22 protein-coding genes and 1 pseudogene are annotated in these 24787 nt (G+C 65.6%); 10 read left to right on the top strand and 13 right to left on the bottom strand.

All coding sequences use genetic code 11. From position 1 onward, the window contains the following. Window positions 1–42: 42 nt before the first annotated feature. Window positions 43–1242 (bottom strand): UDP-galactopyranose mutase, encoded by a 1200-nt coding sequence (gene glf / locus ACGI6K_RS16545; RefSeq protein WP_376943518.1) that lies wholly within the window; start codon window positions 1240–1242, stop codon window positions 43–45. After that, complete coding sequence (locus ACGI6K_RS16540) at window positions 1185–2408, bottom strand: glycosyltransferase family 1 protein (protein ID WP_376943520.1); 1224 nt, start codon at window positions 2406–2408, stop codon at window positions 1185–1187. The genes glf and ACGI6K_RS16540 overlap by 58 nt, the downstream gene beginning before the upstream one ends. Window positions 2409–2850: 442 nt before the next feature. Between ACGI6K_RS16540 and ACGI6K_RS16535 the strand changes: the two genes are divergently transcribed. Next, window positions 2851–2997, top strand: a complete 147-nt coding sequence (locus ACGI6K_RS16535; protein ID WP_376943522.1) for a hypothetical protein — start codon at window positions 2851–2853, stop codon at window positions 2995–2997. A gap of 155 nt (window positions 2998–3152) precedes the next feature. On the opposite strand, the gene ACGI6K_RS16530 is transcribed toward ACGI6K_RS16535, so the two are convergent. Continuing rightward, a complete protein-coding gene (locus tag ACGI6K_RS16530) occupies window positions 3153–4451 on the bottom strand; it encodes an NAD(P)/FAD-dependent oxidoreductase (protein ID WP_376943524.1) in 1299 nt (432 codons plus the stop codon). 64 nt (window positions 4452–4515) lie between these two features. After that, on the bottom strand, window positions 4516–4689 hold the full coding sequence (locus ACGI6K_RS16525) for a DUF3094 domain-containing protein (RefSeq protein WP_012699847.1): 174 nt from the start codon (window positions 4687–4689) through the stop codon (window positions 4516–4518). A gap of 300 nt (window positions 4690–4989) precedes the next feature. On the opposite strand from ACGI6K_RS16525, the gene ACGI6K_RS16520 reads away from it, so the two are divergent. The 3 genes from ACGI6K_RS16520 to ACGI6K_RS16510 are packed head-to-tail and all read left to right on the top strand — an operon-like array spanning window position 4990 to window position 6562. After that, window positions 4990–5415 carry a GNAT family N-acetyltransferase gene (locus tag ACGI6K_RS16520; protein ID WP_376943526.1) on the top strand — a complete coding sequence of 142 codons (426 nt, stop codon included), beginning with the start codon at window positions 4990–4992 and terminating at the stop codon, window positions 5413–5415. Continuing rightward, on the top strand, window positions 5412–5879 hold the full coding sequence (locus ACGI6K_RS16515; protein ID WP_376943528.1) for an FAD/FMN-containing dehydrogenase: 468 nt from the start codon (window positions 5412–5414) through the stop codon (window positions 5877–5879). The genes ACGI6K_RS16520 and ACGI6K_RS16515 overlap by 4 nt, the downstream gene beginning before the upstream one ends. After that, window positions 5876–6562, top strand: a complete 687-nt coding sequence (locus ACGI6K_RS16510; protein ID WP_376943530.1) for an energy-coupling factor ABC transporter permease — start codon at window positions 5876–5878, stop codon at window positions 6560–6562. Before ACGI6K_RS16515 ends, ACGI6K_RS16510 begins: the two co-directional genes overlap by 4 nt. Window positions 6563–6660: 98 nt before the next feature. On the opposite strand, the gene yacG is transcribed toward ACGI6K_RS16510, so the two are convergent. From yacG to pilB, 5 genes are all read right to left on the bottom strand, one after another. Then, on the bottom strand, window positions 6661–6861 hold the full coding sequence (gene yacG / locus ACGI6K_RS16505; protein ID WP_041806982.1) for a DNA gyrase inhibitor YacG: 201 nt from the start codon (window positions 6859–6861) through the stop codon (window positions 6661–6663). Then, a complete protein-coding gene (gene coaE / locus ACGI6K_RS16500; protein WP_376943532.1) occupies window positions 6858–7466 on the bottom strand; it encodes a dephospho-CoA kinase in 609 nt (202 codons plus the stop codon). Before coaE ends, yacG begins: the two co-directional genes overlap by 4 nt. A 162-nt stretch (window positions 7467–7628) precedes the next feature. After that, window positions 7629–8498 carry a prepilin peptidase gene (locus ACGI6K_RS16495; protein WP_376943534.1) on the bottom strand — a complete coding sequence of 290 codons (870 nt, stop codon included), beginning with the start codon at window positions 8496–8498 and terminating at the stop codon, window positions 7629–7631. Window positions 8499–8500: 2 nt separating this feature from the next. Further along, window positions 8501–9715, bottom strand: coding sequence for a type II secretion system F family protein (locus ACGI6K_RS16490; protein WP_376943559.1), 1215 nt, complete (start codon window positions 9713–9715; stop codon window positions 8501–8503). A gap of 224 nt (window positions 9716–9939) precedes the next feature. Further along, window positions 9940–11640, bottom strand: a complete 1701-nt coding sequence (pilB, locus tag ACGI6K_RS16485) for a type IV-A pilus assembly ATPase PilB (RefSeq protein WP_376943561.1) — start codon at window positions 11638–11640, stop codon at window positions 9940–9942. Between the two features lie 526 nt (window positions 11641–12166). Between pilB and ACGI6K_RS16480 the strand changes: the two genes are divergently transcribed. Then, the gene (locus tag ACGI6K_RS16480; protein ID WP_376943536.1) at window positions 12167–12664 is read left to right on the top strand and encodes a pilin; all 498 of its coding nucleotides are present in this window, start codon (window positions 12167–12169) and stop codon (window positions 12662–12664) included. Window positions 12665–13320: 656 nt separating this feature from the next. On the opposite strand, the gene nadC is transcribed toward ACGI6K_RS16480, so the two are convergent. Next, window positions 13321–14169, bottom strand: coding sequence for a carboxylating nicotinate-nucleotide diphosphorylase (gene nadC, locus ACGI6K_RS16475; protein WP_376943538.1), 849 nt, complete (start codon window positions 14167–14169; stop codon window positions 13321–13323). Window positions 14170–14311: 142 nt separating this feature from the next. Between nadC and ampD the strand changes: the two genes are divergently transcribed. Together ampD and ampE are read left to right on the top strand one after the other, a co-directional pair. Further along, window positions 14312–14875 carry a 1,6-anhydro-N-acetylmuramyl-L-alanine amidase AmpD gene (gene ampD / locus ACGI6K_RS16470; RefSeq protein ID WP_376943540.1) on the top strand — a complete coding sequence of 188 codons (564 nt, stop codon included), beginning with the start codon at window positions 14312–14314 and terminating at the stop codon, window positions 14873–14875. Further along, window positions 14872–15690, top strand: a complete 819-nt coding sequence (gene ampE, locus ACGI6K_RS16465; RefSeq protein WP_376943542.1) for a regulatory signaling modulator protein AmpE — start codon at window positions 14872–14874, stop codon at window positions 15688–15690. The genes ampD and ampE overlap by 4 nt, the downstream gene beginning before the upstream one ends. A 140-nt stretch (window positions 15691–15830) precedes the next feature. Here ampE and ACGI6K_RS16460 read toward each other — a convergent pair whose 3' ends face one another. Both ACGI6K_RS16460 and ACGI6K_RS16455 read right to left on the bottom strand, forming a co-directional pair. Further along, window positions 15831–16610, bottom strand: coding sequence for a TatD family hydrolase (locus tag ACGI6K_RS16460; protein WP_376943544.1), 780 nt, complete (start codon window positions 16608–16610; stop codon window positions 15831–15833). A gap of 61 nt (window positions 16611–16671) precedes the next feature. Continuing rightward, the gene (locus tag ACGI6K_RS16455; RefSeq protein ID WP_376943546.1) at window positions 16672–18048 is read right to left on the bottom strand and encodes a UDP-glucose dehydrogenase family protein; all 1377 of its coding nucleotides are present in this window, start codon (window positions 18046–18048) and stop codon (window positions 16672–16674) included. A 180-nt stretch (window positions 18049–18228) separates the two neighbouring features. Between ACGI6K_RS16455 and ACGI6K_RS16450 the strand changes: the two are divergent. After that, window positions 18229–19789 (top strand): annotated as a pseudogene (locus ACGI6K_RS16450) (alkaline phosphatase D family protein). An 11-nt stretch (window positions 19790–19800) separates the two neighbouring features. Here the strand turns inward: ACGI6K_RS16450 and cra are convergent. Continuing rightward, a complete protein-coding gene (cra, locus tag ACGI6K_RS16445; RefSeq protein WP_376943548.1) occupies window positions 19801–20793 on the bottom strand; it encodes a catabolite repressor/activator in 993 nt (330 codons plus the stop codon). Window positions 20794–20966: 173 nt separating this feature from the next. Between cra and ptsP the strand changes: the two genes are divergently transcribed. Continuing rightward, on the top strand, window positions 20967–23840 hold the full coding sequence (gene ptsP / locus ACGI6K_RS16440) for a phosphoenolpyruvate--protein phosphotransferase (RefSeq protein ID WP_376943550.1): 2874 nt from the start codon (window positions 20967–20969) through the stop codon (window positions 23838–23840). Then, window positions 23840–24766, top strand: coding sequence for a 1-phosphofructokinase (gene pfkB, locus ACGI6K_RS16435; RefSeq protein WP_394542968.1), 927 nt, complete (start codon window positions 23840–23842; stop codon window positions 24764–24766). Before ptsP ends, pfkB begins: the two co-directional genes overlap by 1 nt. The last annotated feature ends 21 nt before the right edge of the window (window positions 24767–24787 follow it).

Below are 24787 nucleotides of genomic sequence, written 5' to 3'. Positions count from 1 at the left end.
CCCCAAGGGCGCGGCACGCCCGGCACCGTGCAGGGTGGCATCCTAAGACGCCTGCCGGGCCGGGCTCGCGGCGTGCTCCGGGCTTTCGTCCGGCGCCGCACAGCGCTCGTCCTCCTTGATGCGCTTGTACAGCGCCAAGGCCTGGCCGACCACCTGGTCCATATTGTAGTACTTGTAGGTGCCCAGCCGGCCGAGGAAGGTCACCCCCTGCGTGGCGTCGGCTAGCGCCTGGTAGCGCCTATACAGCTCGGTGTTCTCCTGGCGCGGGATCGGGTAGTAGGGCTCGCCCTCGGCCGAGGGGTACTCGTAGGTGATGCTGGTCTTGTGATGGCGTTGGCCGGTCAGGTGCTTGTACTCGGTGATCCGCGTCCAGGGTACGTCCTCGGCGGGGTAGTTGACCACCGCCACCGGCTGCAGCTGTTCCCGGTCAAGGGTCTCGTGGTGGAACTGCAGCGAGCGGTAGGGCAAGCGGCCGTAGCAGTGGTCGAAGTACTCGTCGATCGGCCCGCAGTAGACCAGGTGCCGGTAGCGCACCGCCTTGCAGATCTCGCGGTAGTCGGTGTTGAGCAGAATCTTGATGTTGCGATGGTCGAGCATCCGCTCGAACATCCGTGTGTAGCCGTGCAGCGGCATCTGCTGGAAGCTGTCGGTGAAATAGCGGTCGTCGTCGCTGGTGCGCGTCGGCACCCGTGCAGTGACCGAGCGGTCCAGTTGCGACGGGTCCAGACCCCACTGCTTGCGGGTGTAGCCGCGGAAGAACTTCTCGTACAGCTCGCGGCCAACTTGGTTGACCACCACATCCTCGCTGCTGCGGATCTCGGCCACCGGCTCGGCGCGGGCGGCGAGGAAGTCCGCGGCCCCGGCCTCGTCCAGCGCCAGGCCGTAGAGCAGGTTCAGGGTGATGCGGTTGATCGGGATCGGCACCTGTCGGCCGTCCACCTCGGCAAGCACCCGGTGCTCGTAGGGGCGCCATTTGGTGAAGCGCGACAGGTAGTCGACGATGCGCTGCGAATTGGTGTGGAAGATGTGCGGCCCGTAGCGGTGCACCAGGATGCCGTCGTCGTCGTAGTGGTCGTAGGCGTTGCCGCCGATGTGCGGACGCCGGTCGATCAGCAGCACGCGCTTGCCGAGGCCGGCGGCCAGGCGCTCGGCCAGCACGCTGCCGGCGAAGCCGGCGCCGACGATCAGGTAGTCGAAACCCTGGCGCTTGCCGCGCAGGCTGCCGTTCGGTTCATCTTGCATGCGATCTTCTCCCTCATCTGTGCCCAGGTGGTGTCCCAGGACATATCGGCGAGCAGCGCATCGGCGCGCTCGAGCAGGCGTTCGCGGTCGGCGCTGTCGCGCAGGGCGGCCTCGCAGGCGGCGACGAAGGGGTCCGCACCGGCGGCGATGCGCACCAGGCCGCTGTCGCCGTAGCTGCGCACCACGTCGGCGATCGGCGTGGACACCACCGGGCGGCCGCCAGCCAGGTATTCCGGGGTCTTGGTCGGGCTGATGAAGCGCGTCGACTCGTTCAGCGCGAAGGGCATCAGCGCCACGTCCCAGCCAGCCAGGTAGCGCGGCAGCTCGTCGTAGACCTTGCCGCCGAGGAAATGCAGGTTGGGGCGGCGCGGCAGGCTGGCCGGATCGATCTTCACTACCGGGCCGAGCATCACCAACTGCCAGTCGGGCCGCCGCGCGGCTAGCGCATCCAATAGCTTGAGGTCCAGGCGCTCGTCGATCACCCCGTAGAAGCCCAAGCGTGGGTGTACCAGCGTCGCCTGGTCGGGCGGGTCGGCCTGCGGCGTGCGGGCGGCGGCGAAGTGGGCGACGTCGACGCTGCTGGGAAAGGGATGGACGTTGGGATGGCGCTGGCGCTTGGCCTCCCAGAGGCTGTAGCCGCCGGTGAACACCAGATCGGTGCACTCCAGCAGCGCGATTTCGCGCTCAACCAGCTCGGGCGGCGCGCCGCGGAAGGCCGACAGCTCGTCCATGCAGTCGTAGATCACCGCCTCGGCGGCCAGGTGCTCGCTATAGGCCAGCGCCATCGGTGTGTAGTACCAGAGGATCAGGCGCCGCGGGCGCTGCGCGGCCAGGTGCTCGTCGAGCAGGCAGCGCAGGACGGCCGCCGCCGCCGGGCCTTGGCAGTCCGCCGGCAGGTGCGGTACCAGCACCTGCACGCCTTCCTCGTAGCGGCTTTCCAGCCAGGGCTCGCCGCTGGCGTCGGCCATGGGCTCCTCGAAGAACAGCACCCGCCAATCGCGGGCGAAGCGCGCCATCAGGTGCTGCGGGCGCTGGTAGACGAAGCTCCAGCGCAGGTGCGACAGACATAGCAGTGTCGGCGCGTCTACCGCGTAGTCGATCATTGCCGTGGGTGTGGTCCGATTCGATTTGCCGAGAGCGTACTGAAAGGGTCCTGCCCAGCTCATACCTGGTCCCCCATAGCGCGAGCGGGCTGCATCCCGCTTACGGTTGTCGTTGTCCAGCTCTCCGTCTAGCAGGCGGGAGGGTTGTCATGGAGGTATGGAGTGGAGAAAAAGTGAACAGGTTCCGCCTTGTCCGCCGGGTGGCCGCTGTACACCTGGCGTCAAAGCAACATGAGCGCGACTTGCAGTAGGACGATCGAGTCGATGCGCCGAAGACCGGACGTACCGTTAAAACCCTTCGCCCGTGGGTTCGTCAGGCGGGCGTGACAATGAACAGCGTGAGGGGGCTGAGCACCCGCGAGCGAGATGAGCTCAAGGCGTTGGAGCTAGAGAGCGGGGAGCTGCGCTAGGCCAACGAGATCCTGAGCAAGGCGTATTTCGTCCAGGCGGGGGCGACTGGCAGGCACTTCTGCAGTGCTTCAAAAAACCATGAAGGTTTCCATCGATGGATACTCTGTGCTCCATGGAGTCGATCTGCCGGGTACTGGCGATCGTTCCGTCGGCCTGTTGTGTCCACGTATCCCGTCAAACCGACCCCGAGCGACGTTCGTTGCAAACAGTGCGTGACGAGGTGCTGAGCGGGCATATCTAGCGGATGCTGCGGGTACGCGGTGTAACGCGATGGCAGGGCCGCACGAGTTCATGAGCATGCCTGCCTCCCGATACAGCGCTTCCGAGTCGCCGTCTTCGAAATTGCGGGGGAAAGAGCCCGCGAGCGGCTGGCGCTCGCGGGGCTGGGGAGGGGACTCAGTGGAGCTTGAGGCGGGGCTCGGTGCTGCTGCGGAAGCGGTCGCCCAGCATCATCATCAGGGTGCGGAAAGTACCGTAGAGCGCCATCTGGTGCATGCGGTACAGGGAAATGTAGAACTGGCGGGCCAGCCAACCTTCCAGGGTCACGTTACCGGTCAGGTTGCCCATCAGGTTGCCGATCGCCGAGAAGCTCGAGAGGGAGATCAGCGAGCCGCGATCGCTGTAGCGGTATTCCAGCAGCGGCTTGTCTTCCTGCAGCTTGCGGTAGAGCGACTTGGCCAGCAGGCTGGCCTGCTGGTGAGCGGCCTGGGCGCGTGGCGGAACGGGGCGGTCGGTACCCGGCTGCGGGCAGGAGGCACAATCGCCGAAGGCGAAGATATCGTCGTCCAGAGAGGTCTGCAGGGTCGGGCGCACCAGCAACTGATTGATGCGATTGGTTTCCAGACCATCCAGGTCCTTGAGGAAGGCAGGCGCGCGGACGCCGGCGGCCCAGACCATGAGGTCGGCGGGGATGAACTGGTCGTCTCTCGTCTTCACGCCTTCCGCGGTGACTTCGCTGACGGCGGTGCCGACGATCACCCGAACGCCCAGGCTTTCCAGGGTGGCGTGCGCGGAGCGGCTGATGCGTTCGGGCAGGGCGGCGAGTACACGCGGGCTGGATTCGACCAGCGTGATGCTGAGGTTTTCCGGCGGAATGCGCTCCAGGCCATAGGCGACCAGTTCCTTGGAGGCATGGCGCAGTTCTGCGGCCAGTTCGACGCCGGTGGCACCGGCGCCGACGATGGCGACCTTGACCTGGTGGCCGTCGTCATTGCTGGCATGGGCACGCAAATAGTGGCTGAGCAGCAGACGGCGGAAGCGCTCGGCCTGGTCGCGGCTTTCCAGGAAAATGCAGTTCTCGGCGGCGCCCGGGGTGCCGAAGTCATTGGTGGTGCTGCCGACGGAAATGACCAGGGTGTCGTATTCCAATTCGCGCTCGGGCAGCGGGGCGCGATCTTCCCGGGCCGGCTGGGCCGCCAGGCGGATACGCTTGTTGGCCCGGTCCAGACCGCACATGCGGCCGTATTGGAACTCGAAGTTGTTCCATTTGGCCTGGGCCACATAGTTCAGTTCGTCGCCGGTCGAGTTCAGCGAGCCGGCGGCGACCTCGTGCAGCAGCGGTTTCCACAGGTGGGTCATGTTGGCGTCGACCAGGGTGATCTTCGCTTGGAAGTTCCTGCCCATGGTCTTGCCGAGGCGAGTAGCGAGTTCCAAGCCGCCAGCGCCACCGCCGACGATTACGATACGATGAGTCATAGTTAGAGTCTCATAAGGCCAGAAAAAACCGGGGTAGGGGTCGCGGGGGCGAGCGCAAGGCAGCTCATAGCGCCAGGCGACCCAGAATTCGGCTCAGCAGGCCCAGGCAGACAACCACGGCCAGCACGATCAATGCGAGGCGCCATGGGCGGAACGGCTGGCGCTCCACCTGATGCTGCGGGGCGCTCAGGTACTCATCGACACGTTGCTGATCATCGGGGCTCAGGCGGCTTGGCATGCAGGGCTCGACATTCTGCGAAATCCTTCCATGCGACATTTGGGCAGGCCGAAATGTTCGCTGGACTGTTGACATGAATCATAACTCGTTGTGCCGCTCGGCTGGCAATATGTCTTTTGGCTAAATTTTTTAAAATGGGTAAAGTCCGCTCAACGGTAGCGGCCAATCACGGGATATATCTCTGGAGCGGCCTCTCCAAGGGCTTCTCAAACGTTTGTCTACTCACCCTCATGCTGGCTCTTTGCTGTCCGCCGGTCCGGTCGCGACCCGTATAGAATCGTCCGTTTTCCGGAGTTTTCCATGCCCATCCGCCCCATCGCACCTGCCGATCACATGGCCCTGCTGGCGCTCTGGCAGCGTACGCCGGGTCTGCAATTGCGTGACGAAGATGGCTACGAACCCTTTTGTGCCTATCTTGCCCGCAATCCGGAACTGAGCCTGCTGATCGAACTCGATGGACGAATCGTTGCCTCATTGCTGGTCGGTCATGACGGGCGCCGCGGTTACCTGCAACACCTGGCCGTCGACCAGACTTGCCGTGGTCGCGGCTTCGCCCGGGCGCTGCTGGACGAGGCGCTGGCCAGGCTTGCGCGATTGGGGATCGGCAAGTCCCATGTCTTCGTCTTGCGGGATGCCCCCCTAGCACAGACTTTCTGGTCGGCACAGGTGGGCTGGGAGAGGCGCAGCGACATTCAGGTCTATTCCACGCGAAGGAGCAGCGAGTGAGAATCTTCGCCGGCATCGTGCTTGCCCTGGCGCCCCTCTGGGTGTTGGCGCTCGAAGTGGGCGAACGGCTCACGCCCTGGACCCTACTGGACCAGCATGAGCAGGCCTACAGTCTGAACGAGGAAACCCGTGTCCTGCTGATCGCGCGCAGCATGGATGGCGCCCGGCTGGTCGAGGCGGTGCTCAAGACGAGGCCGCAGGGCTACCTGGAGGCGCGCAGGGCCGTGTTCGTCGCCGACATCAGCCGCATGCCCTCGCTGGTCGCCCGGCTGTTCGCCGTTCCGGCGATGCGTGACTATCCCTATCGCGTGTTGCTCGATCGCGATGCCCGAGTCGCTTCCCGTTATCCGGGCGATCCGGCCAAGGTGCTGTGGCTCGATCTGGAGCACGGGCGGTTGCGCGCCATGCGCGAATTCGCCGATGCCGGGACCCTGGTCGAGGCCCTGGAGCAGGCGGCACGGTGATCGCCGCCGATCTGCTGGCGCCCGATACCCGGCTGATTGGTGCGGGCCTTTATCTGGGATTGATGCTCTATGCCGTCTGGCGTGCACCCTGGCTGGAGCTGTTCAGCGACAGCCGGCGCCAGCATCTGGTGTTCGGCACCGTCCTGGCGCTGTTCCTGCTCTGGCTGGTGCGGCGCGATTTCGTTTCCGGACTCTCCTTTCACTTCATCGGCATGACGGCGGTGACCCTGCTGCTCGACTGGCCGCTGGCGATGCTCGTCGGATTGGCTGCGCAGCTCGGGCTACTGTTGCTGGGGCGGCAAGATCTGGCGGCGTTGGGCATCAACGGCCTGCTGCTGGTGGGCATTCCCGTGGCGATCACCGAAGGCTGCGCCCTGCTGGTCGAGCGTGCGCAGCCGCGCAACCTGTTCGTCTACATCTTCTGTTCGGGCTTCTTTCCCGCCGGGTTGAGCGCCCTGGCCTGCCTGCTGGCCGGATTCGCCGTGCTGTGGCTGGACGGCCGGTACGAAATGCCGCCGTGGCTGCAGGATTACCTCGGCTATCTGTGGCTAGTGATGTTCCCCGAGGCATTCATCAATGGAGCGGTTATCAGCGGCCTAGTGGTGTACTGCCCGGAGTGGCTGGAGACCTTCAACCGCAGCCGTTACTTGCAGGCGCCGTGGAAGGATGACGGGCCGCGCTGACCGATAGCGCGTCGGCACGCAAGGGCGCGCCCCTCCCGGGAGGGGCGGTCCTGGAAACGGCGGAGGGTGGCAGCCGTCCTGCGACCGTTCGGGACAGTTCAGTGGCCGCGGGGCGGCAGTTCTTCGGAAAACAATTCGCCTTCCAGGCTGTCGCCGGGGATCGCATGTTCCTCGGCTGCCCAGGCGCCCAGGTCGATCAGCTTGCAGCGCTCGCTGCAGAATGGCCGGTGCGGGCTTTGCGGGCCCCATTCGACCGGTGCTCGACAGGTGGGACAGGCTACCGTCAAGGGTTGTTTCATGGCTGGCCTCCGCGCAGGGTCAGGTAGAACCGGTGCAGGCGTTCGATCTCGCTGTGCAGCCAGACAAGATCACAGTCATTCGTCACTACGTCATCGGCTCGACGCAGGCGCTCTTCGCGACCGGCCTGGGTCTTGATAATCGCCTCGACCTGTTTCCGGTCGGCCCGGTCGCGTTGCATGGCACGCTCGAGCTGCAGGGATTCGGGCACATCGATGACCAGGATGCGCTGGGTCATCTTGTGCTGATCGGTTTCCAGCAGCAGGGGTGAAACCAGAATGGCATAGGGCGAGGTGGCGCGCTCGAGATAGCTGCGGATTTCCTGGCGTATCAGCGGATGCAGTAATTGCTCCAGCCAGCGGCGCTCCTCGGCGTTCTGGAAAATCCAGGCGCGCAGCGCGGCGCGATTGAGGTATCCGTCGGGCTGAAGAACGTCCGCGCCGAAATGCTCGGCGATCTTCGCCAGAGCCGGACGGCCGGGCTCGACCACCCAGCGCGCCGCCTCGTCGGCGTCCACCAGCGGCACACCTAGCGTTCTGAAATGCTGGGCGGCGGCGCTCTTGCCGCTGCCGATGCCGCCCGTCAGGCCGAGAATCCAGGGTTTCATGAGCGCTCCCAGTGCCGCAGTGCCGTGCTAGATACCCTGTTGCCAGCGGATATGCAACGCTTCGTGGCCCATGGCCCTTGCGTAAGGCGGCCGCACGCCGCCGGACACGGCGAAAGTCCGGTTCTTGGCGATCCGCGGAAGTGGCCAAGGCGGGTTCCGTCCTTACAGACCGACGAAGCGCAGGTAGCCGGCGGTGATCTGCTCGCCCCAGAGCAGGGCGATCCAGCCGGCGAAGGCGAGAAAGGGACCGAAGGGGATCGGCGTGCCGCTTTCGGCCTTGCGCAGGCGCAGGATGACGATCCCCAGCATGGCGCCGACCAGCGAGGAGAGCAGTACGGTCAGCGGCAGGATCTGCCAGCCACCCCAGGCGCCGAGCATCGCCAGCAGCTTGAAGTCGCCGTAGCCCATGCCTTCCTTGCCGGTGAGCAGCTTGAACAGCCAGTACATCGACCACAGGCTGAGATAGCCGGCCACCGCGCCCCAAAGGGCGTCCTCCAGGGAAACGAACAGGCCGAAGCTGTTGAAGATCAGACCTAGCCAGAGTAGGGGTAACACCAGCGAATCCGGCAGCAGTTGATGATCGTAATCGATCAGGCTCATGGCCAGCAGAGCCCAGCCGAGCAACAGCATGGCGCCGGCTTGCCAGCCGAAGCCGTAATGCCAGGCGACATGGGCCGAAAGCAGCCCGCAGGTCAGCTCCACCAGGGGGTAGCGCGCGCCGATCCGGGCCTTGCAGGCCGAGCAGTGACCACCCAAGAGCAGCCAACTGAGTAGGGGGATATTCTCCCAGGGCCTGATCCTGTACCCGCAATGTGGGCAATGGGAGTGGGGCAGCAGCAGATTGAAAGGCTCGCCGGAAGGCTCATCGGGCAGTTCCAGCACTTCCCGTGCCTGTGCCTGCCAGTCGCGCAGCATCATCTTCGGCAGGCGGTGGACGACCACGTTGAGAAAGCTGCCGACCAGCAGGCCCAGCAGCCCCGCGAAAACGGCGAAGGCCAGTCCGGGGCCGGCCAGAATATCGACGATGGACATGTTCAGACCACGGAGCCCAACTGGAAGATCGGCAGATACATGGCGACGATCAGGCCGCCGACCAGCACGCCGAGCACCGCCATGATCATCGGCTCCAGCAAACCGGTCAGGCTGTCCACCATGTTGTCCACTTCGGCTTCGTAGAAGCTCGCCACCCTGTCGAGCATTTCGTCCAGCGTGCCGGACTCCTCGCCGATGGCGGTCATCTGGATCGCCATGCTGGGGAAGGTGCCGGTGGTGCGCATGGAGAAGTTCAGTTGCATGCCGGTGGTGACGTCGGCCTTGATCTTCTTGGTGGCGTTGCGGAACACCACGTTGCCGGTGGCGCCGGCCACCGAGTCGAGCGCGTCGACCAGCGGCACACCGGCGGCGAAAGTGGTGGACAGGGTACGGGCGAAGCGGGCCACCGCCGACTTGTAGAGGATTTGGCCGACGATCGGCAGCTTCAGCAGGCTGCGATCCGTCCAGTTGCGAAACGCCTCGGAGCGCCGGTGGGCCTGCTTCAGGATGAGAACCACAGTGGGTATCCCCAGCAGTGCGTAGAACCAGTATTCCTGCAGGACTTCCGACAGGTTGACGACCAGCAGCGTAAACGCCGGCAGTTCGGCACCGAAGTTGGCGAACACCGACTGGAATTGCGGTACCACCTTTATTAGCAGAATGGCCGAGACGACGATCGCCACCAGGATCACCGCGATAGGGTAGGTCATCGCCTTCTTGATCCTGGCCTTCAGCGCCTCGGTCTTCTCCTTGTAGGTGGCGATCCGCTCCAGCAGGCTTTCCAGGGTGCCGGATTGCTCGCCGGACTCCACCAGGTTGCAGTAGAGGTCGTCGAAATAGCGAGGCTTCTTGCGCAGTGAAGCGGCGAAACCGTTGCCCGCCGCCACCTCCTGTTTCACTTCGTACACCAGCTTACGCATGGCCGGTTTGTCGAAACCCTCGGAGATGATGTCGAAGGCCTGCAGCAGCGGCACGCCGGCTTTCATCATGGTGGCCATCTGCCGGGTGAATAGAGCGATATCCAGCGCTTTGATCTTCTGGCCGCCGAACGGCGAACCGGCTTTCTTGCGTACCTTGGTCGGATTGATGCCCTGCTTGCGCAGTTGCGCCTTCACCAGCGCCGGATTTCTCCCGCTCAGTTCTCCCTTGATCCTGGCACCGCGCCGGTCGATGCCCTCCCAGGTGAACAGACTGATTTTCAACGCTTTTTCCGCCATGTCGGGGCCTGCCATCGAGTGTTTCTGGGTTGCGTTGCCGTTTGAAGTTGGCACAAGCCGGAAAGTGATGGAGAGAAGATCGGGAGACCCGTTTTTCTCGCACCATGCCGCTTTTCGAAGGAGCCTGCTCCTGCGGGGTATTACGGCCTGCTCCGGGGAGAGGGTGCTATAGGCCGCCACGCCCGGATCGCAGCCGCCGCAAGTGGATATTTCATGAACATGCGCTAGTCCTTGGTGACGCGGTTGACTTCTTCCAGGCTGGTGACGCCCTGCATTGCTTTTTGCAGGGCCGATGCGCGCAGGTCGTTGAAACCCTCGGCGCGCATTTGCCGGGCGATATCGATGGAGTTGCCGTCCCCCATGATAATGCGCTGCAGGGCCGGAGTGATTTTAACCACTTCATAAATGCCGACCCGGCCCTTGTAGCCGCCGTTGCAGTTCTCGCAACCGGTCGGGGCATAAAGCCTGAAGACGCCGATGCGCTTTTCCGGAAATCCCTCGGCGAGCAGCGTTTCGTGGGGAATGTCCACCGCTTGCTTGCAGGCGCACAGCTTGCGCGCTAGGCGCTGGGCGATGATCAGGTTCACCGAGGTGGCGATATTGAAGGAGGGCACGCCCATATTGCGCAGGCGGGTCAGAGTTTCCGCCGCGCTATTGGTGTGCAGGGTGGACATCACCATGTGGCCGGTCTGCGCGGCCTTGATGGCGATCTCCGCGGTTTCCAGGTCGCGGATCTCGCCGACCATGATGATATCCGGGTCCTGGCGCAGGAAGGCGCGCAGCGCCTGGGAGAAGTCCATGCCCTGGCGTGGGTTGACGTTGACCTGGTTGATGCCTTCCAGGTTGATTTCCACCGGGTCCTCGACGGTGGAGATGTTCACCTCCGTGGTATTGAGAATGTTCAGGCCGGTATACAAGGACACCGTTTTGCCCGAGCCGGTCGGACCGGTCACCAGGATCATGCCCTGCGGCTGGGTCAGTGCCTCCAGGTAGAGCGCCTTCTGGCTCTCTTCGTAGCCAAGGGCATCGATACCCATCTGCGCGCTGGACGGGTCGAGAATCCGCATCACCACCTTTTCGCCCCACAGCGTGGGCAAGGTGTTGACCCGAAAGTCGATGGCGTTGCCCTTCGGCAGCTTCATCCTGATCCGACCGTCTTGCGGTTTACGCCGCTCGGAGATATCCAGCCCGGCCATCACTTTCAGGCGCGCGGCGATCTTCGGCGCCGACCGGACGGGCGGACGGGCCACCTCATGGAGGATGCCGTCGGTGCGAAAACGCACCCGGTGGCTCTTCTCGTAAGGCTCGAAGTGCAGGTCCGAGGAGCCGCGGCGGATCGCATCCAGCAATATCTTGTTGATGAAGCGCACCACTGGCGCATCTTCGGCATCTCCGGCCGGATTGAGCGCTTCGTCATGCCGGTCGCCGGCTTCGATGTCGAGACCGTCCGGCCCGGCGTCCGTGAGATCGTCCAGGGCGCTACCGGTGCCCTCGAAGTACTTCTCCATGGCTTCGCCAAGACGGTCGTCCTCGACCAGGATGGCTTCGGTGTTCAGCCCGGTGCCGAAGCGGATCTCGCGAATCGCCTCGTGGTTGGTCGGGTCGGAAATCGCCACGAACAGCCGGTTGCCGCGCCGCCACAACGGCAGAGCGCGATGCTGGCGGATTAGTTTCTCGCTGAGCAAGTCGCGGGGCTGGTTTTCCCGCTCCAGCGTCCCGAGATCGAACAAGGCGATGCCGAACTGCTCCGCGGCCAGCTCCGCCAATCCCCGGCTCTTGACCAGCTTGTTCTGCACTAGCCAGGTGACCAGCGGGGTTTGGTTGCGCAGCGCCTGCCGCTGGGCCTGCAGGACCGTCTTCTCGTCGATCAGTCCGGCCAGCACCATCTGCCGTGCCAGACCGTGGAGGGAAATGTCGTCGTGCATCGGGTGGACAGGTCTCTGCGCCAGGAAAAGATGACGAGCCGAGGGCTGCTCGCCGCCGAGTGCTCTCAAGCTCATTCCTATCCCTTACTCACCGGGAAGGCTGGAGCATGAGTCGAAAAACAGGGAGTGTTTCCCTGTATGAGCAATGACTCGCCTTGTAAATCAGTCGCCAATTCGAAGTGACCGAGTGACGGAAAATGTCAGAAGTTGGCGGCCTTGGGGAGTAGGGCTGTTGTAAAAGTATGCCGGGTTGGCGATTTCTGCATGCTTCTACGATAGGAGGCTGGGGAGCTTCGTCACAGTTACAGGTTATTGTTTTGTGATTCGTTACTCATGTCTCGGGTCGGTTTGAATACCGATTTATAAGTCGAAGCTTGGGGATGAAACTTTCAGACAATTTTGCGCAAGCGTTTTTAGCCCTCAAAGGTCTAGAGCATCACGGAAGAGGTCAGGCATGTCTGGTACATTGCTTTTAATGAGTCTGGCAGACTAGGAAGAACGCCTGAATACTTCAAGGAGATGTTTCATGAAAGCTCAAGCGCAAAAGGGTTTTACTCTGGTCGAATTAATGATCGTGGTAGCGATCGTCGGAATTTTAGCTGCGGTGGCGTTGCCGACTTATCAGGATTACACCGCGCGTGCCAAGGTTTCTGAGGTTGTATTGGCAGCCTCTGGTTGCCGCATCGCGATTACCGAAGCCTCGCAGATTGGTTTCGCTGCCGATGCAACCGCCGATGGGTTCGGTTGTGGTGAGACTGCTAGTGGTGCCGATGCTCCATCCCAGTATGTGGCATCGGTCAACACCTCTGCAGTCGGGGTTATTACTGTCATTGCCCAAAATATTTCCCAACTTGGCACTAATACCGCTCTGGAGTTTGTTCCTTATACCGACGCAGGCTTGTCCGCTGCTGCTAGTGCTAAGGATTTCAATCGCACAACTTTGAACTCTGTAAAAGGATGGAGGTGTCAGTCGGCCGCATCGAATGGCATAGAGTCTAAGTATCTGCCTGCTAGCTGTCGTTAATTCGGCTTCGTAATCTTGAAGAGTAGTGTAACCTGCCGCCCCCACGTGTAGTTTCTCGTCGTCTCCGGCGGGCTTTCTCTATATGGACTCCCCTGGTTGCCAGTGAAAAGCCTTGTCGACGACGTGGTACGACTGCTTCTGCATATTCGGCTTTCGGCGAAGACGTGTTTGTCTTGAGTCATGGCGAATAGCCGCTCCGCCCTGGCGGCCTCGGTGATCAGTGGACCTGGAGCAAAGACAGGTTTCGCACAGGCCGGTTCGCCATTGCTGCATGTCACTGTGCAATCGTGATGGATCTTCGACTCAACGTCTTCCGGAGTGTACGGCCTGGCCCCCGGCCGGGCCGATAACTTTCACTCCGGCCGAGAATCGCCCAGGCAAGCCGAGCATTTTTGTTCGCCGAGGCAACGACTGTAACGATGTCCAGGTCACGTCACCTTGCGCTGCTGTACCGCGAGCCGACGACCGAGCGCCAGGCCTTGGAAAAGGCCCCTTGTGGTGTTGCATGGAATGCGTGGGCCGGCTGCTTCCAGATGAATATCGAGTATTCCTGCCATAACGGTTCGATCCGAAAGCGCAGCGAATATCGAATTTCGTGCCTGAATATTCGTAGCGAATGGCTCAAGCGCTGGGTGGCAGGAAAAGGCGAACTCCTTTCACAACTGCAGCCGCATCGACAGATCCACTGCCTTGATGTCCTTGGTCAGGGTACCGAGGGAGATATAGTCGACACCGGTTTCGGCGATCTGGCGCAGGTTGCTTTCGTTGATGCCGCCGGAGGCTTCCAGCTTGGCCCGGCCGGCGGTACGGCGCACGGCGATGTGCATGTCTTCGAGGCTGAGTTCGTCGAGCATGACGATGTCGGCGCCGGCGTTCAGGGCCTGGTCGAGTTCTTCCAGGTCCTCGACCTCGACTTCCACCGGCTTGCCGGGCGCGATGCGCCGAGCCGTGGCGACTGCCGCGGCGATACCGCCACAGGCGGCGATGTGGTTTTCCTTGATCAGGAAGGCATCGAACAGGCCAATACGGTGGTTGTGGCAGCCGCCGCAGGTGACCGCGTACTTCTGCGCCAGGCGCAGGCCGGGGAGGGTCTTGCGGGTGTCCAGTAGGCGCACCGGGGTGCCCTCGACCAGGTCGGCGTAATAGCGGCAGCGGGTGGCCACGGCGGACAGGGTCTGGAGGAAGTTCAGGGCGCTGCGTTCGCCGCTGAGCAAGGCCCGGGCCGGACCCTCCAGGCTGAATAGCAGCTTGTCGGCGTCGACCCGTTCGCCATCGGCGACCTCCCAGCGCACGGCGACGCGCGGGTCGATCTGGCGGAACACTTCGTCGACCCAGGCGCTGCCGGCGATCACCGCCGCCTCGCGGGTGATGACGCGGGCCTGGGCCTGGCGGCTTTCGGGAATCAGTTGCGCGGTGATGTCGCCGCCGCCGATGTCCTCGGCCAGGGCGCGGCGGACGTTGGCCGCGATTTCGGCGCTCAGATCGGCAAGGATGAGGTCTGGCATGAAGGACTCCGGCAAGTTGGGTGCCCAGGATTATAGGGGGGCGTGCCGTCTCCCGTGCAGTCCGGAGTCGTTGCGCAACAGCGCATCGCTTGGCCCGGCAGCCCGGCTGCTCTAGAGTGTCGGCTGGTTTCAGGAGAGATGCATGCAGTTCGACCCCTCCACCGGTTGGTTCCAGGGTATCCGCCATTGTCCGTCGCCGAATTTCAATGCCCGCCCACAAGGTGAAATTTCCCTGCTGGTGATCCATAACATAAGCTTGCCGCCGGGCTGTTTCGGCACCGGCAAGGTGCAGCAGTTCTTTTGCAACTGCCTGCCGGCGGACGAGCATCCCTATTTCGCGTCCATCGCCGCGCTGCGGGTGTCGGCGCATTTCTTCATCGAGCGCGACGGGGCGGTCACCCAGTTCGTCTCCTGCCTGGAACGTGCCTGGCACGCCGGGCAGTCGTGCTTCGAGGGCCGCGAGAACTGCAATGACTTCTCCCTCGGCATCGAGCTGGAAGGCACCGACGAACTGGCGTACAGCGACGCCCAATACGTCAGCCTGACGCTCCTTACCCGTCTGCTGCTGCAGGCTTATCCGGCGCTCGATGTCCGACGCATCCGTGGCCATGCCGATATTGCCCCGCAGCGCAAGACCGATCCGGGGCCGGCGTTCGATTGGGTGCGCTACCGCACCGCCCTATCCGATCCGGGAGATATTCGATGACGTTTCTGGTGCTCCTGCTGGCCTTGCTGGTGGAGCGGTTTTCCCGCTGGCGCCTACATATCCAGCAGGACATTTTCTGGCTGAGGTTGCTGGACCGGGTCGAGACGGACCCGGATCTTGCCGGCGATCCGCGGCGCGCGCTGTTCCGCCTGGTGCTGTTGCCGGTGCTAGTGCTGGGCGTGCTGCTGGCGCTGCTGTCGCTCCCGCTCTACGGCTGGCTAGCGATGCCGCTGCATGTTTTTGTGCTGGTCTACAGCTTGGGACGCGGCGATATCCTGACCGAGCTGAAGCCGTTCCGCGAGGCCTGTCTGGCGGCCGAGCGCGACGATCTAGCGGTGGGGGCCAAGGAGAGCCTGTCGCTGCTGTGCCGGGTGCAGAGCTACCTGCTCTGGCAAGCCTATCAGAGCTTCTTCGCGGTGATTTTCTGGTACGCCCTGCTCGGGCCTGTGGCGGTGCTGGCCTATCGGCTGACGGCGCTGACCGGCGAGCACACGAGCCTGCCGGCCCTGCGCGAGCATTCGGTGCGCCTGCGCCATCTGCTCGACTGGCTGCCGGCACGGGGCCTGGCCCTGAGCTTCGCCCTGGTCGGCAATTTCGGCGCGGTGTTCCGCGTGCTGCTGCGCTATCTGTCGGATCGCGGGGTACCGGCGGCGAAAGTGGTGATCGAGGCCGGATGGGCGGCCAACGAGGGGCTGGAGGCAGAGGTGCTGGCCGGCGAAGCGGGGCTGATGACCCTGGACGAGCTGTGGCAACTGCTGGTGCGCGCCGGGATGCTCTGGTACGTGGTGATGGCGCTGGCGATCCTGTTTCTCTAGGCCGGGTGCCCGGCCCATGGGTCCACCAAGCGAGGACTCGATAAAAAACGCTACGCGGTTTTTTAGCCGATGCCTGGAGCGGATTCATCCGCCATCATCGGCACGCTTCGGAAACTTCGCAGGCAAGGTTGCAATTCCGCTCAGCGCCAGCCGAACAACTCGCAGGCGTTGCGCGTGCTGGCCTCGGCCAGGACCTGCGGTTCGACTCGCATGATCGCGGCGAGGGCGGCGCAGATGTCCGGCAGATGCTCCGGGCTGTTGCGCATGCCCGGGTGCATCGCCGGCGCCATGTCCGGAGCGTCGGTTTCCAGCACCACGGCCTCCAGTGGCAGTTCAGCGACGACCTTGCGCAGGCGGTTGGCCTGGGGCCAGGTCGGCGCGCCGCCGAGCCCCAGGCGAAAACCCAATTTCAGGTATTCCCACGCTTCTTCGCGGCTGCCGCTGAAGGCATGGACGATGCCGGCGCGGGGTGGGCGCAGGCGTTTCAGGGTGGCGACGGTCGCGGCATGGGCGCGCCGCACGTGCAGCAGGACCGGCAACTCCATGTCCGTCGCCAGCCGCAACTGGGCCTCGAACAGCGCCTGCTGGCGTTCGCGATCCAGTTCCGCCAGATAGTAGTCGAGACCGAACTCGCCGATCGCGCAGAGCCGGTCGTCGCCGCGCAGGCGCTGCAGCCAGGCGCCGAGTTCCCGCAGGTCACTCGCATGGTGCCGCTCCAGATAGACCGGGTGCAGGCCAAGGGCGGCGTACAGGCCGGGCTCGGCGCAGGCCAGCTCCCACACCCGCTGCCAGTTCGCGCGGTGCACCCCGGCCAGCACCTGTCGGTCGACGCCCAGTATCCGGCTGCGGCTCAGCACGGCGGCGCGGTCGGCGTCGAAGTCGGGGAAGTCGAGGTGGTTGTGGGTGTCGATCAGGCGCACCGGCGGCGGACTCCTCGGAGAGCGGGCTTCTCCAAGGATATCCCGTCGTCGCCTGCCCGGTTCAGGCCGTGCGCTGCAGGCTGTCCGCCCGCGGGCTGCCGAGAGCCGGCAGGCGCTCGCCGCGGCCGATGGCGAAATAGCGCAGGCCGTAACGGGCCAGGCGTTCCGGGTCGAACAGGTTGCGGCCGTCGATGATCACCGGAGCCGCCAGCTTGCGGGCGATCAGCGCGAAGTCCGGGGCCTTGAACTGTTGCCATTCGGTGCAGATCAGCAGGGCGTCGGCGCCGCTCAGCACGGCCTCCGGGGTGCCCATCAACTGCAGCCGCTCGTCGTCGCCGTAGAGCCGCTGAGCCTCGTGCATGGCCTCCGGGTCGTAGGCGCGCACCCGCGCGCCGGCGGCCCACAGCGCTTCCATCAGGTCGCGGCTGGGCGCTTCGCGCATGTCGTCGGTGTTCGGCTTGAAGGCCAGTCCCCAGAGGGCGAAGGTCCGCCCGCGCAGGTCGTCGCCGAAATGGCGGCGCACCAGTTCGAACAGCTTGCCCTTCTGCCGCGCATTGACCGCCTCGACCGCCTGCAGCAGGTCGCTGGCGCAGCCCGCTTCGCCGGCGCTGTGGATCAGCGCCCGCAGGTCCTTGGGAAAGCACGAGCCGCCGTAGCCGCAACCGGGATAGATAAAGTGGTAGCCGATGCGCGGGTCGGCGCCGATGCCCTGGCGCACCGCTTCGATGTCTGCGCCCAGATGCTCGGCCAGCTCAGCCATCTGGTTGATGAAGCTGATCTTGGTGGCGAGCATGCAGTTGGCCGCGTATTTGGTCAGTTCGGCGCTGCGCAGGTCCATGAACAGCATGCGGTCGTGGTTACGGTTGAACGGCTCGTAGAGTTCGCGCATGGTTTCGCGGGCATGCGCTGAGGTGATGCCGACGATGATGCGGTCCGGCCTGCGGCAGTCGGCCAGGGCCGAGCCTTCCTTGAGAAATTCCGGGTTGGAAACGATCTCGAAGTCCAGACTCCGCCCGGCGTCCTTCACGGCCTTGGCGATGCGCGCCTGCAGACGGTCGCCGGTGCCGACCGGCACGGTGGACTTCTCGACGATCACCAGCGGATCGCGGCGATGGCGGGCGATGGCGTCGCTGACCGCCAGCACGCCGGCGAGGTCGGCCGAACCGTCCGCCTGCGAGTCGGTGCCGACGGCGATGAACGCTACCCGGCCGTGCTCGACGGCCGCCCGCTCGTCGGTGGTGAAGCGCAGCCGCCCGGCCTCCAGGCTCTCCCGCACCAGCTCGGCCAAGCCGGGCTCGTAGAGGCGCACCTGGCCGCGCTGCAACTGGGCGATCTTGACCGCGTCGATGTCCATGCAGAGCACGTCGTGGCCGACCTCCGCCATGACCGCGGCCTGCACCAGACCCACGTAACCGATGCCGAAGACGCTGATTTTCAAGACCGATACCCCCGAGTGCGCAAGCGATGCAGCGATGCTGGCGCAGCGATGTGTCAGGGATTTTACGATTCCGTGGCGGATCGGCGGAGCGGGACGGTCGGCGTCCGCCGTCATGTTCCGGTCAAGGGAATGGCCTAAACCGTTGTTTGTTTCCTCGGGGTCCGTACTGGGAAGACGTACATGAGCGATATCGATAGCCACCGTCGCCGCCTGCTGAAGGGACTCGGCGCCGGCCTGCTGCTGCCGGGGATGGGCTGCGCCCCGGCGCTGATCGCCGCTCCCGGCGCCCGGCCGCGCATCACCGACGGTGTGCAGTACGGCGACCTGCAGGGCGACCGCGCGGTGATCTGGAGCCGCTGCGACCGGGCGGCGCGGATGATCGTCGAGTGGGACACCCGCAGCGTGTTCAGCGCGCCGCGGCGGCTGGTGGGGGAGGTGACCGACGCCAGCCGCGACTTCACCGCGCGCATCGACCTGAGCGGCCTGCCGCCGGACCAGTCGATCTTCTACCGGGTGCGTTTCGAGGACGCCCGCGACGGCAGCCTCGGCGAGCCCTGCTTTGGCCACCTGCGCAGTGCCCCGGCGCAGGCGCGGGATATCCGCTTCGTCTGGGGCGGCGACGTTGCCGGGCAGGGCTTCGGCATCAATCCGCAGATCGGTGGCATGCGCATCTACGAGGCCATGCGCCGGCGCCAGCCGGATTTCTTCCTGCACAGCGGCGACTGCGTCTATGCCGACGGACCGATCAGCGCACAGATCCAGACCGCCGACGGCCAGGTGTGGAAGAACCTGGTCACCGAGGCCAAGAGCAAGGTGGCCGAGACCCTCGACGAGTTCCGCGGCAATTACCGCTACAACCTGCTCGACGACAACCTGCGCCGCTTCAATGCCGAGGTGCCGCAGATCTGGCAGTGGGACGACCACGAGGTGACCAATAACTGGTCGCCGGGCAAGGAGCTGGACGAACGCTACCGGGTGCGCGACATCGGCCTGCTCGCCGCCCGCGGCCGCCAGGCCTTCCTCGAGTATTCGCCGATGCGCGTGCTGCGCCCGGACGGTGCCGGGCGCATCTACCGCAAGCTCGACTACGGTCCGCAACTGGAGGTGTTCGTGCTGGACATGCGCAGCTACCGCGATGCCAACAGCGACAACCTGCAGCCGCGCCAGGGGCCGGGCACCGCCTTCCTCGGCCATCCCCAGCTCGACTGGCTGAAGCGCGAGCTGCGTGCCTCGAAGGCGCTGTGGAAGGTGATCGCCGCGGACATGCCGGTCGGCCTGCTCATCCCCGACGGCGAGGACGCCCAGGGCCGGCGGCGCTGGGAGGCGATCGCCAACGGCAACGACGGGCCGGCCCTCGGCCGCGAGCTGGAGATCGCCGAACTGCTGGCCTTCATCCGCCGGCAGGAGATCCGCAACATCGTCTGGCTGACCGCCGACGTGCACTACTGCGCGGCTCACCACTACAGCCCGGAGCGGGCGGTCTTCCAGGATTTCGAGCCGTTCTGGGAGTTCGTCGCCGGCCCGCTCAACGCCGGCAGCTTCGGTCCCAATCCGCTGGACCGCACCTTCGGACCCGAGGTGGTGTTCCAGAAGGCGCCGCCGGTGGCCAACAGCTCGCCGCTGGCCGGCTACCAGTTCTTCGGCGAGGTTAGAGATCGAGGCACGGAGCGGCCTGCTGCGGGTCAGCCTGCGGGACATCGACGGCGTGGCGGTGTACGGCCAGGAGTTGCAGCCGGCCTGAGCTGTTTCCGCCTACGGCTGTCTGCGGCGCACCTTCAGGGTGCGCGGGATGGCCTCGATCCCCGGCTGGTAGTCGCCCTCGATGGCGCGCAGGGTCTGCTCGAGTACCCGTTCGGCGATGCGGTCGTACTGCTGGGTGATGGTATTGACCTGCAGTGGCACGAAGTCCAGTAACTGGGCGTCGCCGAAGGTGGCCAGGCGCAGGTCGGCGAAGGTCTCCGCCGGGTAGTCGCGCAGCGCCTCGAAGACGCCTTCGAGCAGCACGTAGGAGGTGGTCACCAGGGCGTCCGGCCGGTTTGCGCCGTTCAGCAGCTCGCGCATCTGCCGGCAGCCGCAGGCCCGGCTGAATTGCTCGGCGTGGTGCACGCTGACGATTCCTTCGAAGCCTTCCAGGGCCTGGTGGAAGCCGCGCTCGCGGGCCTGGCTGATCGGCAGGGCGCTGTAGGCGTCGATCAGCGCGATGTGCCGTGGCGGCGGGTCGAGCAGGCTGGCGGTAAGCTGGGCGCCGGCCAACTGGTCGTCGCTGACCACCGAACGGATATGCGCGGCGTCGAGGGCGCGGTCGACGGCGATCACCGGCAGCCCGCCCTCGACTAGGTTGCGATAGAGTGGGTCGTCCTGCGGCAGGCAACTGGCGACGATCAGCGCGTCGCAGCGCCGCGAGCGGAACAATTCGAGCAACTGGCGCTCGCTGGCCGAGTCGTCGTCGGAACTGGCGATCAGCAACTGGTAGCCGAAGGCACGGGCGCCCTGTTCGAGCAGTTTGGCCAGGCGCGCGTAGCTCGGGTTCTCCAGATCCGGGAGGATGAAGCCCAGGCAGCGGCTTTGGCCGCGGCGCAGGCCAGCGGCCTGCTGGTCGAGTAGATAGCCGTAGCGCTCGACCACCGCCAACACGCGTTCCACGGTGGCCGGACTGATGCGCCGCTGGGCGGCCTGGCCATTGATCACATAGCTGGCGGTGGTGACGGACACCTGGGCCAGACGGGCGATATCGCTGAGTTTCAAGGTTGCATCCTGGGTAACGGCATGGCTTCAAGGATCGCTCATTATCGGGTAACGTGCCAGCCTTCGGTGAAACGATTCAGCAGGTGATCCTTTAAACTATTCTTCATAAATTACTGGCGTCGCCTGCGCTCGACGGTAACTCTTGCCAGAACTAGAACAATTAGGAGATTTCCATGCTCGAGTTGAATGCCGCGCAGATCCGCATGGGCCGCGTCGCGCCGAACAAGCAGGCGGCGCTGGAGTTGCTGGCCGAGGGGCTGGTCGACGACGGGTTGGTCGAACCCGGCTACCTCACCGGCATGCAGGCCCGCGAAGCCCAGGGCTCGACCTATCTCGGCCAGGGCATCGCGATTCCCCATGGTACGCCGGAAACCCGCGACCAGGTGAAGCGTACTGGCGTGCGTCTGATCCAGTTCCCCGACGGTGTAGACTGGGGTGACGGTCAGCAGGTCTACCTGGCGATCGCCGTCGCTGCCCGTTCCGACGAGCACCTGCACCTGTTGCAACTACTGACCCGGGCGCTCGGCGAGGGGGATCTGAGCCAGGCGCTGCGCGAGGCCGGCGAGCCCGAACAACTGGTCGCACTACTGCAGGGCGCACCGCGCGAACTGGCCCTGGACAGTCAACTGATCGGCTTGGGCGTGGCCGCCGAGGATTTCGACGAATTGGCTTGGCATGGCGCGCGCCTTTTGAAGCGGGCCGGCTGCGTGGCTTCCGGCTTCGCCGGCAGCCTGCTGCAGAGTCAGCCGCTGCCCTTGGGCGAGGGACTCTGGTGGCTCAACAGCGAGCAGGTGGTGGAGCAACCTGGGCTCGCCTTCGTCACCCCGGCCCGGCCACTCGTTCTGCACGGCCAGCCGCTGACCGGGCTGTTCTGCCTGGCCAGCCTGGGCGAAGCGCACCGCCAGTTACTCGAGCGACTCTGCGACCTGCTGATCGAGGGGCGCGGCGCCACCTTCAGCCAAGCCACCTGCAGCCGTGCCGTACTGGAGGCCCTGGGCGCCGAACTGCCGGAGGACTGGCCGAGCCTGCGCGTCACCCTGGCCAACGCCCACGGGCTGCACGCGCGGCCGGCCAAGGCGCTGGTCGAAATCGCCCAGTCCTTCGACGGTGAGATCCGCATCCGTCTGGCCGGCGAGAGCGGCCGTGGGGTGTCGGCCAAGAGCCTGAGCAAGTTGCTGGCGCTCGGCGCGCGGCGCGGCCAGGCACTGGAGTTCAGCGCCGAACCGGCGATTGCTGCCGATGCCCTGCCGGCGATCGAGGCGGCCGTGCTGGCCGGCCTCGGCGAGAGCGTCGAGCCCCTGGCGTTGCCGGGCGAGACGCCGCCGCCCGAAGAGCCCAGCACCTCCACCTTCGTCCGGCCGCAGGCACCGGCGGCCGGCGCGCGTCTGCAGGCGGTCGCCGCCGCGCCGGGCATCGCCATCGGTCCGGCGCTGGTGCGCACCCCGTTGGAGCTCGACTACCCGCAGCGCGGCCAGGGCATGCTGGTCGAGCTGCAACGCCTGGACAGCGCCCTGGCGCAGGTCACCGCGGACATCCAGCGGCTGATCGACGACAGCGAGGAAGTCAACGTCCGCGAGATCTTCATTACCCATCAGGCGATGCTGCGCGATCCGACGCTGCGCGAGGACGTCAACGCGCGCCTGGCCGACGGCTTTAGCGCCGAGGCCGCTTGGAGCGTGGAAACTGAGGCGGTGGCGCGGCAGCAGGAGGCCCTGCACGATGCGCTGCTCGCCGAGCGCGCCGCCGACCTGCGCGACATCGGCCGGCGGGTGCTGGCGCACCTGTGCGGCGTCGAGGCGCCGCGCGAGCCGGACGAGCCCTATATCCTGGTGATGGACGAGGTAGCACCCTCCGATGTGGCCAGTCTCAACTGCCAGCGCGTGGCCGGCATTCTCACCGCCCGCGGCGGCGCCACCGCGCACAGCGCGATCATCGCCTGCGCCCTGGGCATTCCGGCCATCGTCGGTGCCGGCGAGGCGGTGCTGGCGCTGGCCCAGGGTACCCCGTTGCTGCTCGACGGCGATCATGGTGTGCTGCGCGTCGGGCCTGACGCGCAGACCCTCGAGCAGGCGCGCCGCGAGCGCGAGGCCAACCGGTTGCGCCGCGAGCGCGCCCACGCCGAGCGCATGCTGCCGGCGGTGACCCGCGACGGCCACGCGGTGGAGGTGGCGGCAAACATCGGCGCTAGCGGCGAGAGCGCCGAGGCGGTCGAACTGGGCGCCGAGGGGGTCGGCCTGCTGCGCACCGAATTGGTGTTCATGGACCACGCCCAGGCGCCGGACCGGCACACCCAGGAAGCCGAATACCGCCGCGTGCTCGACGGCCTCGACGGTCGGCCGCTGGTGGTGCGCACCCTGGACGTCGGTGGCGACAAGCCCTTGCCTTACTGGCCGATGCCGGCCGAAGAGAACCCCTTCCTCGGCGTGCGCGGTATCCGCCTGAGTCTGCAGCGCCCGGACATCCTGGAGATTCAGTTGCGCGCGCTGCTGGCCTCGGCCGACGGCCGGCCGCTGCGGATCATGTTCCCGATGGTCGGCGGCGTCGAGGAATGGCGCATCGCCCGCGACTTGGCCCTACGCCTGCGCGAGGAGATCCCGGTCGACGACCTGCAGCTCGGCATCATGGTCGAGGTGCCCTCGGCCGCGCTGCTGGCCCCGGTGCTGGCCCGCGAAGTGGACTTCTTCAGCATCGGCACCAACGACCTGACCCAGTACACCCTGGCCATTGACCGTGGCCATCCGACCCTGTCGGCCCAGGCCGACGGCCTGCATCCCGCCGTCCTGCGCTTGATCGGCATGACCGTCGAGGCGGCCCATGCCGAGGGCAAGTGGGTCGGCGTGTGCGGCGAACTGGCCGGCGACATGCTCGCCGTGCCGCTGCTGGTCGGCCTCGGGGTGGACGAACTGAGCGTCTCGGCGCGCTCCATCGCCCTGGTCAAAGCCAGGGTGCGCGAACTCGATTTCGTCCACAGCCGGGCGCTGGCGCAGCGGGCCCTGGCGCTGGAGAGCGCCGGCGCGGTACGCGATCTGGTTGGGGAAACGCACTGATGGCGCGCGTCCTGACCCTGACCTTGAACCCGGCGCTGGACCTGACCTTGCGCCTCGACAGCCTGCAGCCGGGCACGGTCAACCGCAGCCAGGCGCTGCTCAGTCACGCCGCCGGCAAGGGCCTGAACGTCGCCCAGGTACTCGCCGACCTGGGACACCGGGTGACCGTCTGCGGCTTTCTCGGCAGCGCCAACGCGGCGCCCTTCGAGGTATTGTTCCATCGCCGCGGTTTCCTCGATGCCTTCGTCCGGGTGCCGGGAGAGACCCGTAGCAATATCAAGCTGACCGAGCGCGATGGGCGGATCACCGAGATCAACGGGCCTGGACCACTGGTCGAGGCCGAGCACCGCGAAGCCTTGCTCGAACGGCTGGAGCCGATCATCGGTGGGCACGACGCCGTGGTGGTCGCTGGCAGCCTGCCGCAGGGTGTGGAGGCGCAATGGTTCGCCGTGCTGCTGCGTCGGCTCGGAGCTTTCGGCGTGCCGCTGGTGCTGGACAGCAGCGGCGCGGCCCTGCGTGCCGGTCTGGAGCTGGCGCCCTGGCTGGTCAAGCCGAACGAGGAGGAGCTGGCCGAGGTCCTCGGCGTCGCCGCGGACGAGGCACTGAGCGCCGCGCCGCGCCTGCGCGCCCAGGGCGTCGAGCATGTACTGCTGTCGCGCGGCGCGGCCGGAGCCAGTTGGTTCGGTCCGGGCATCGCCCTGGCGGCGCGCCCGCCCAAGGTCGAGGTGGTCAGCACGGTGGGCGCCGGCGATTCGCTGCTCGCCGCGACCCTGCACGGTCTGCTCGAGGGCTGGCCGGCCGAGCGCACCCTGCGCCTGGCTACCGCCATCGCCGCCCAGGCGGTCACCCAACTGGGCTTCGGCATCCACGACCGGGAACAACTGGTGCGCCTGGAGGCGGGCGTCACGGTCACCTCGCTGGCCTGATACGACACAACAAGAAAAGAG

Source organism: Azorhizophilus paspali (assembly GCF_043587585.2).
Classification (GTDB): Bacteria; Pseudomonadota; Gammaproteobacteria; order Pseudomonadales; family Pseudomonadaceae; genus Azotobacter; species Azotobacter paspali.
Note: the sequence above shows the minus strand (reverse complement) of the source record. Positions and strands in the feature narration are given on the sequence as shown.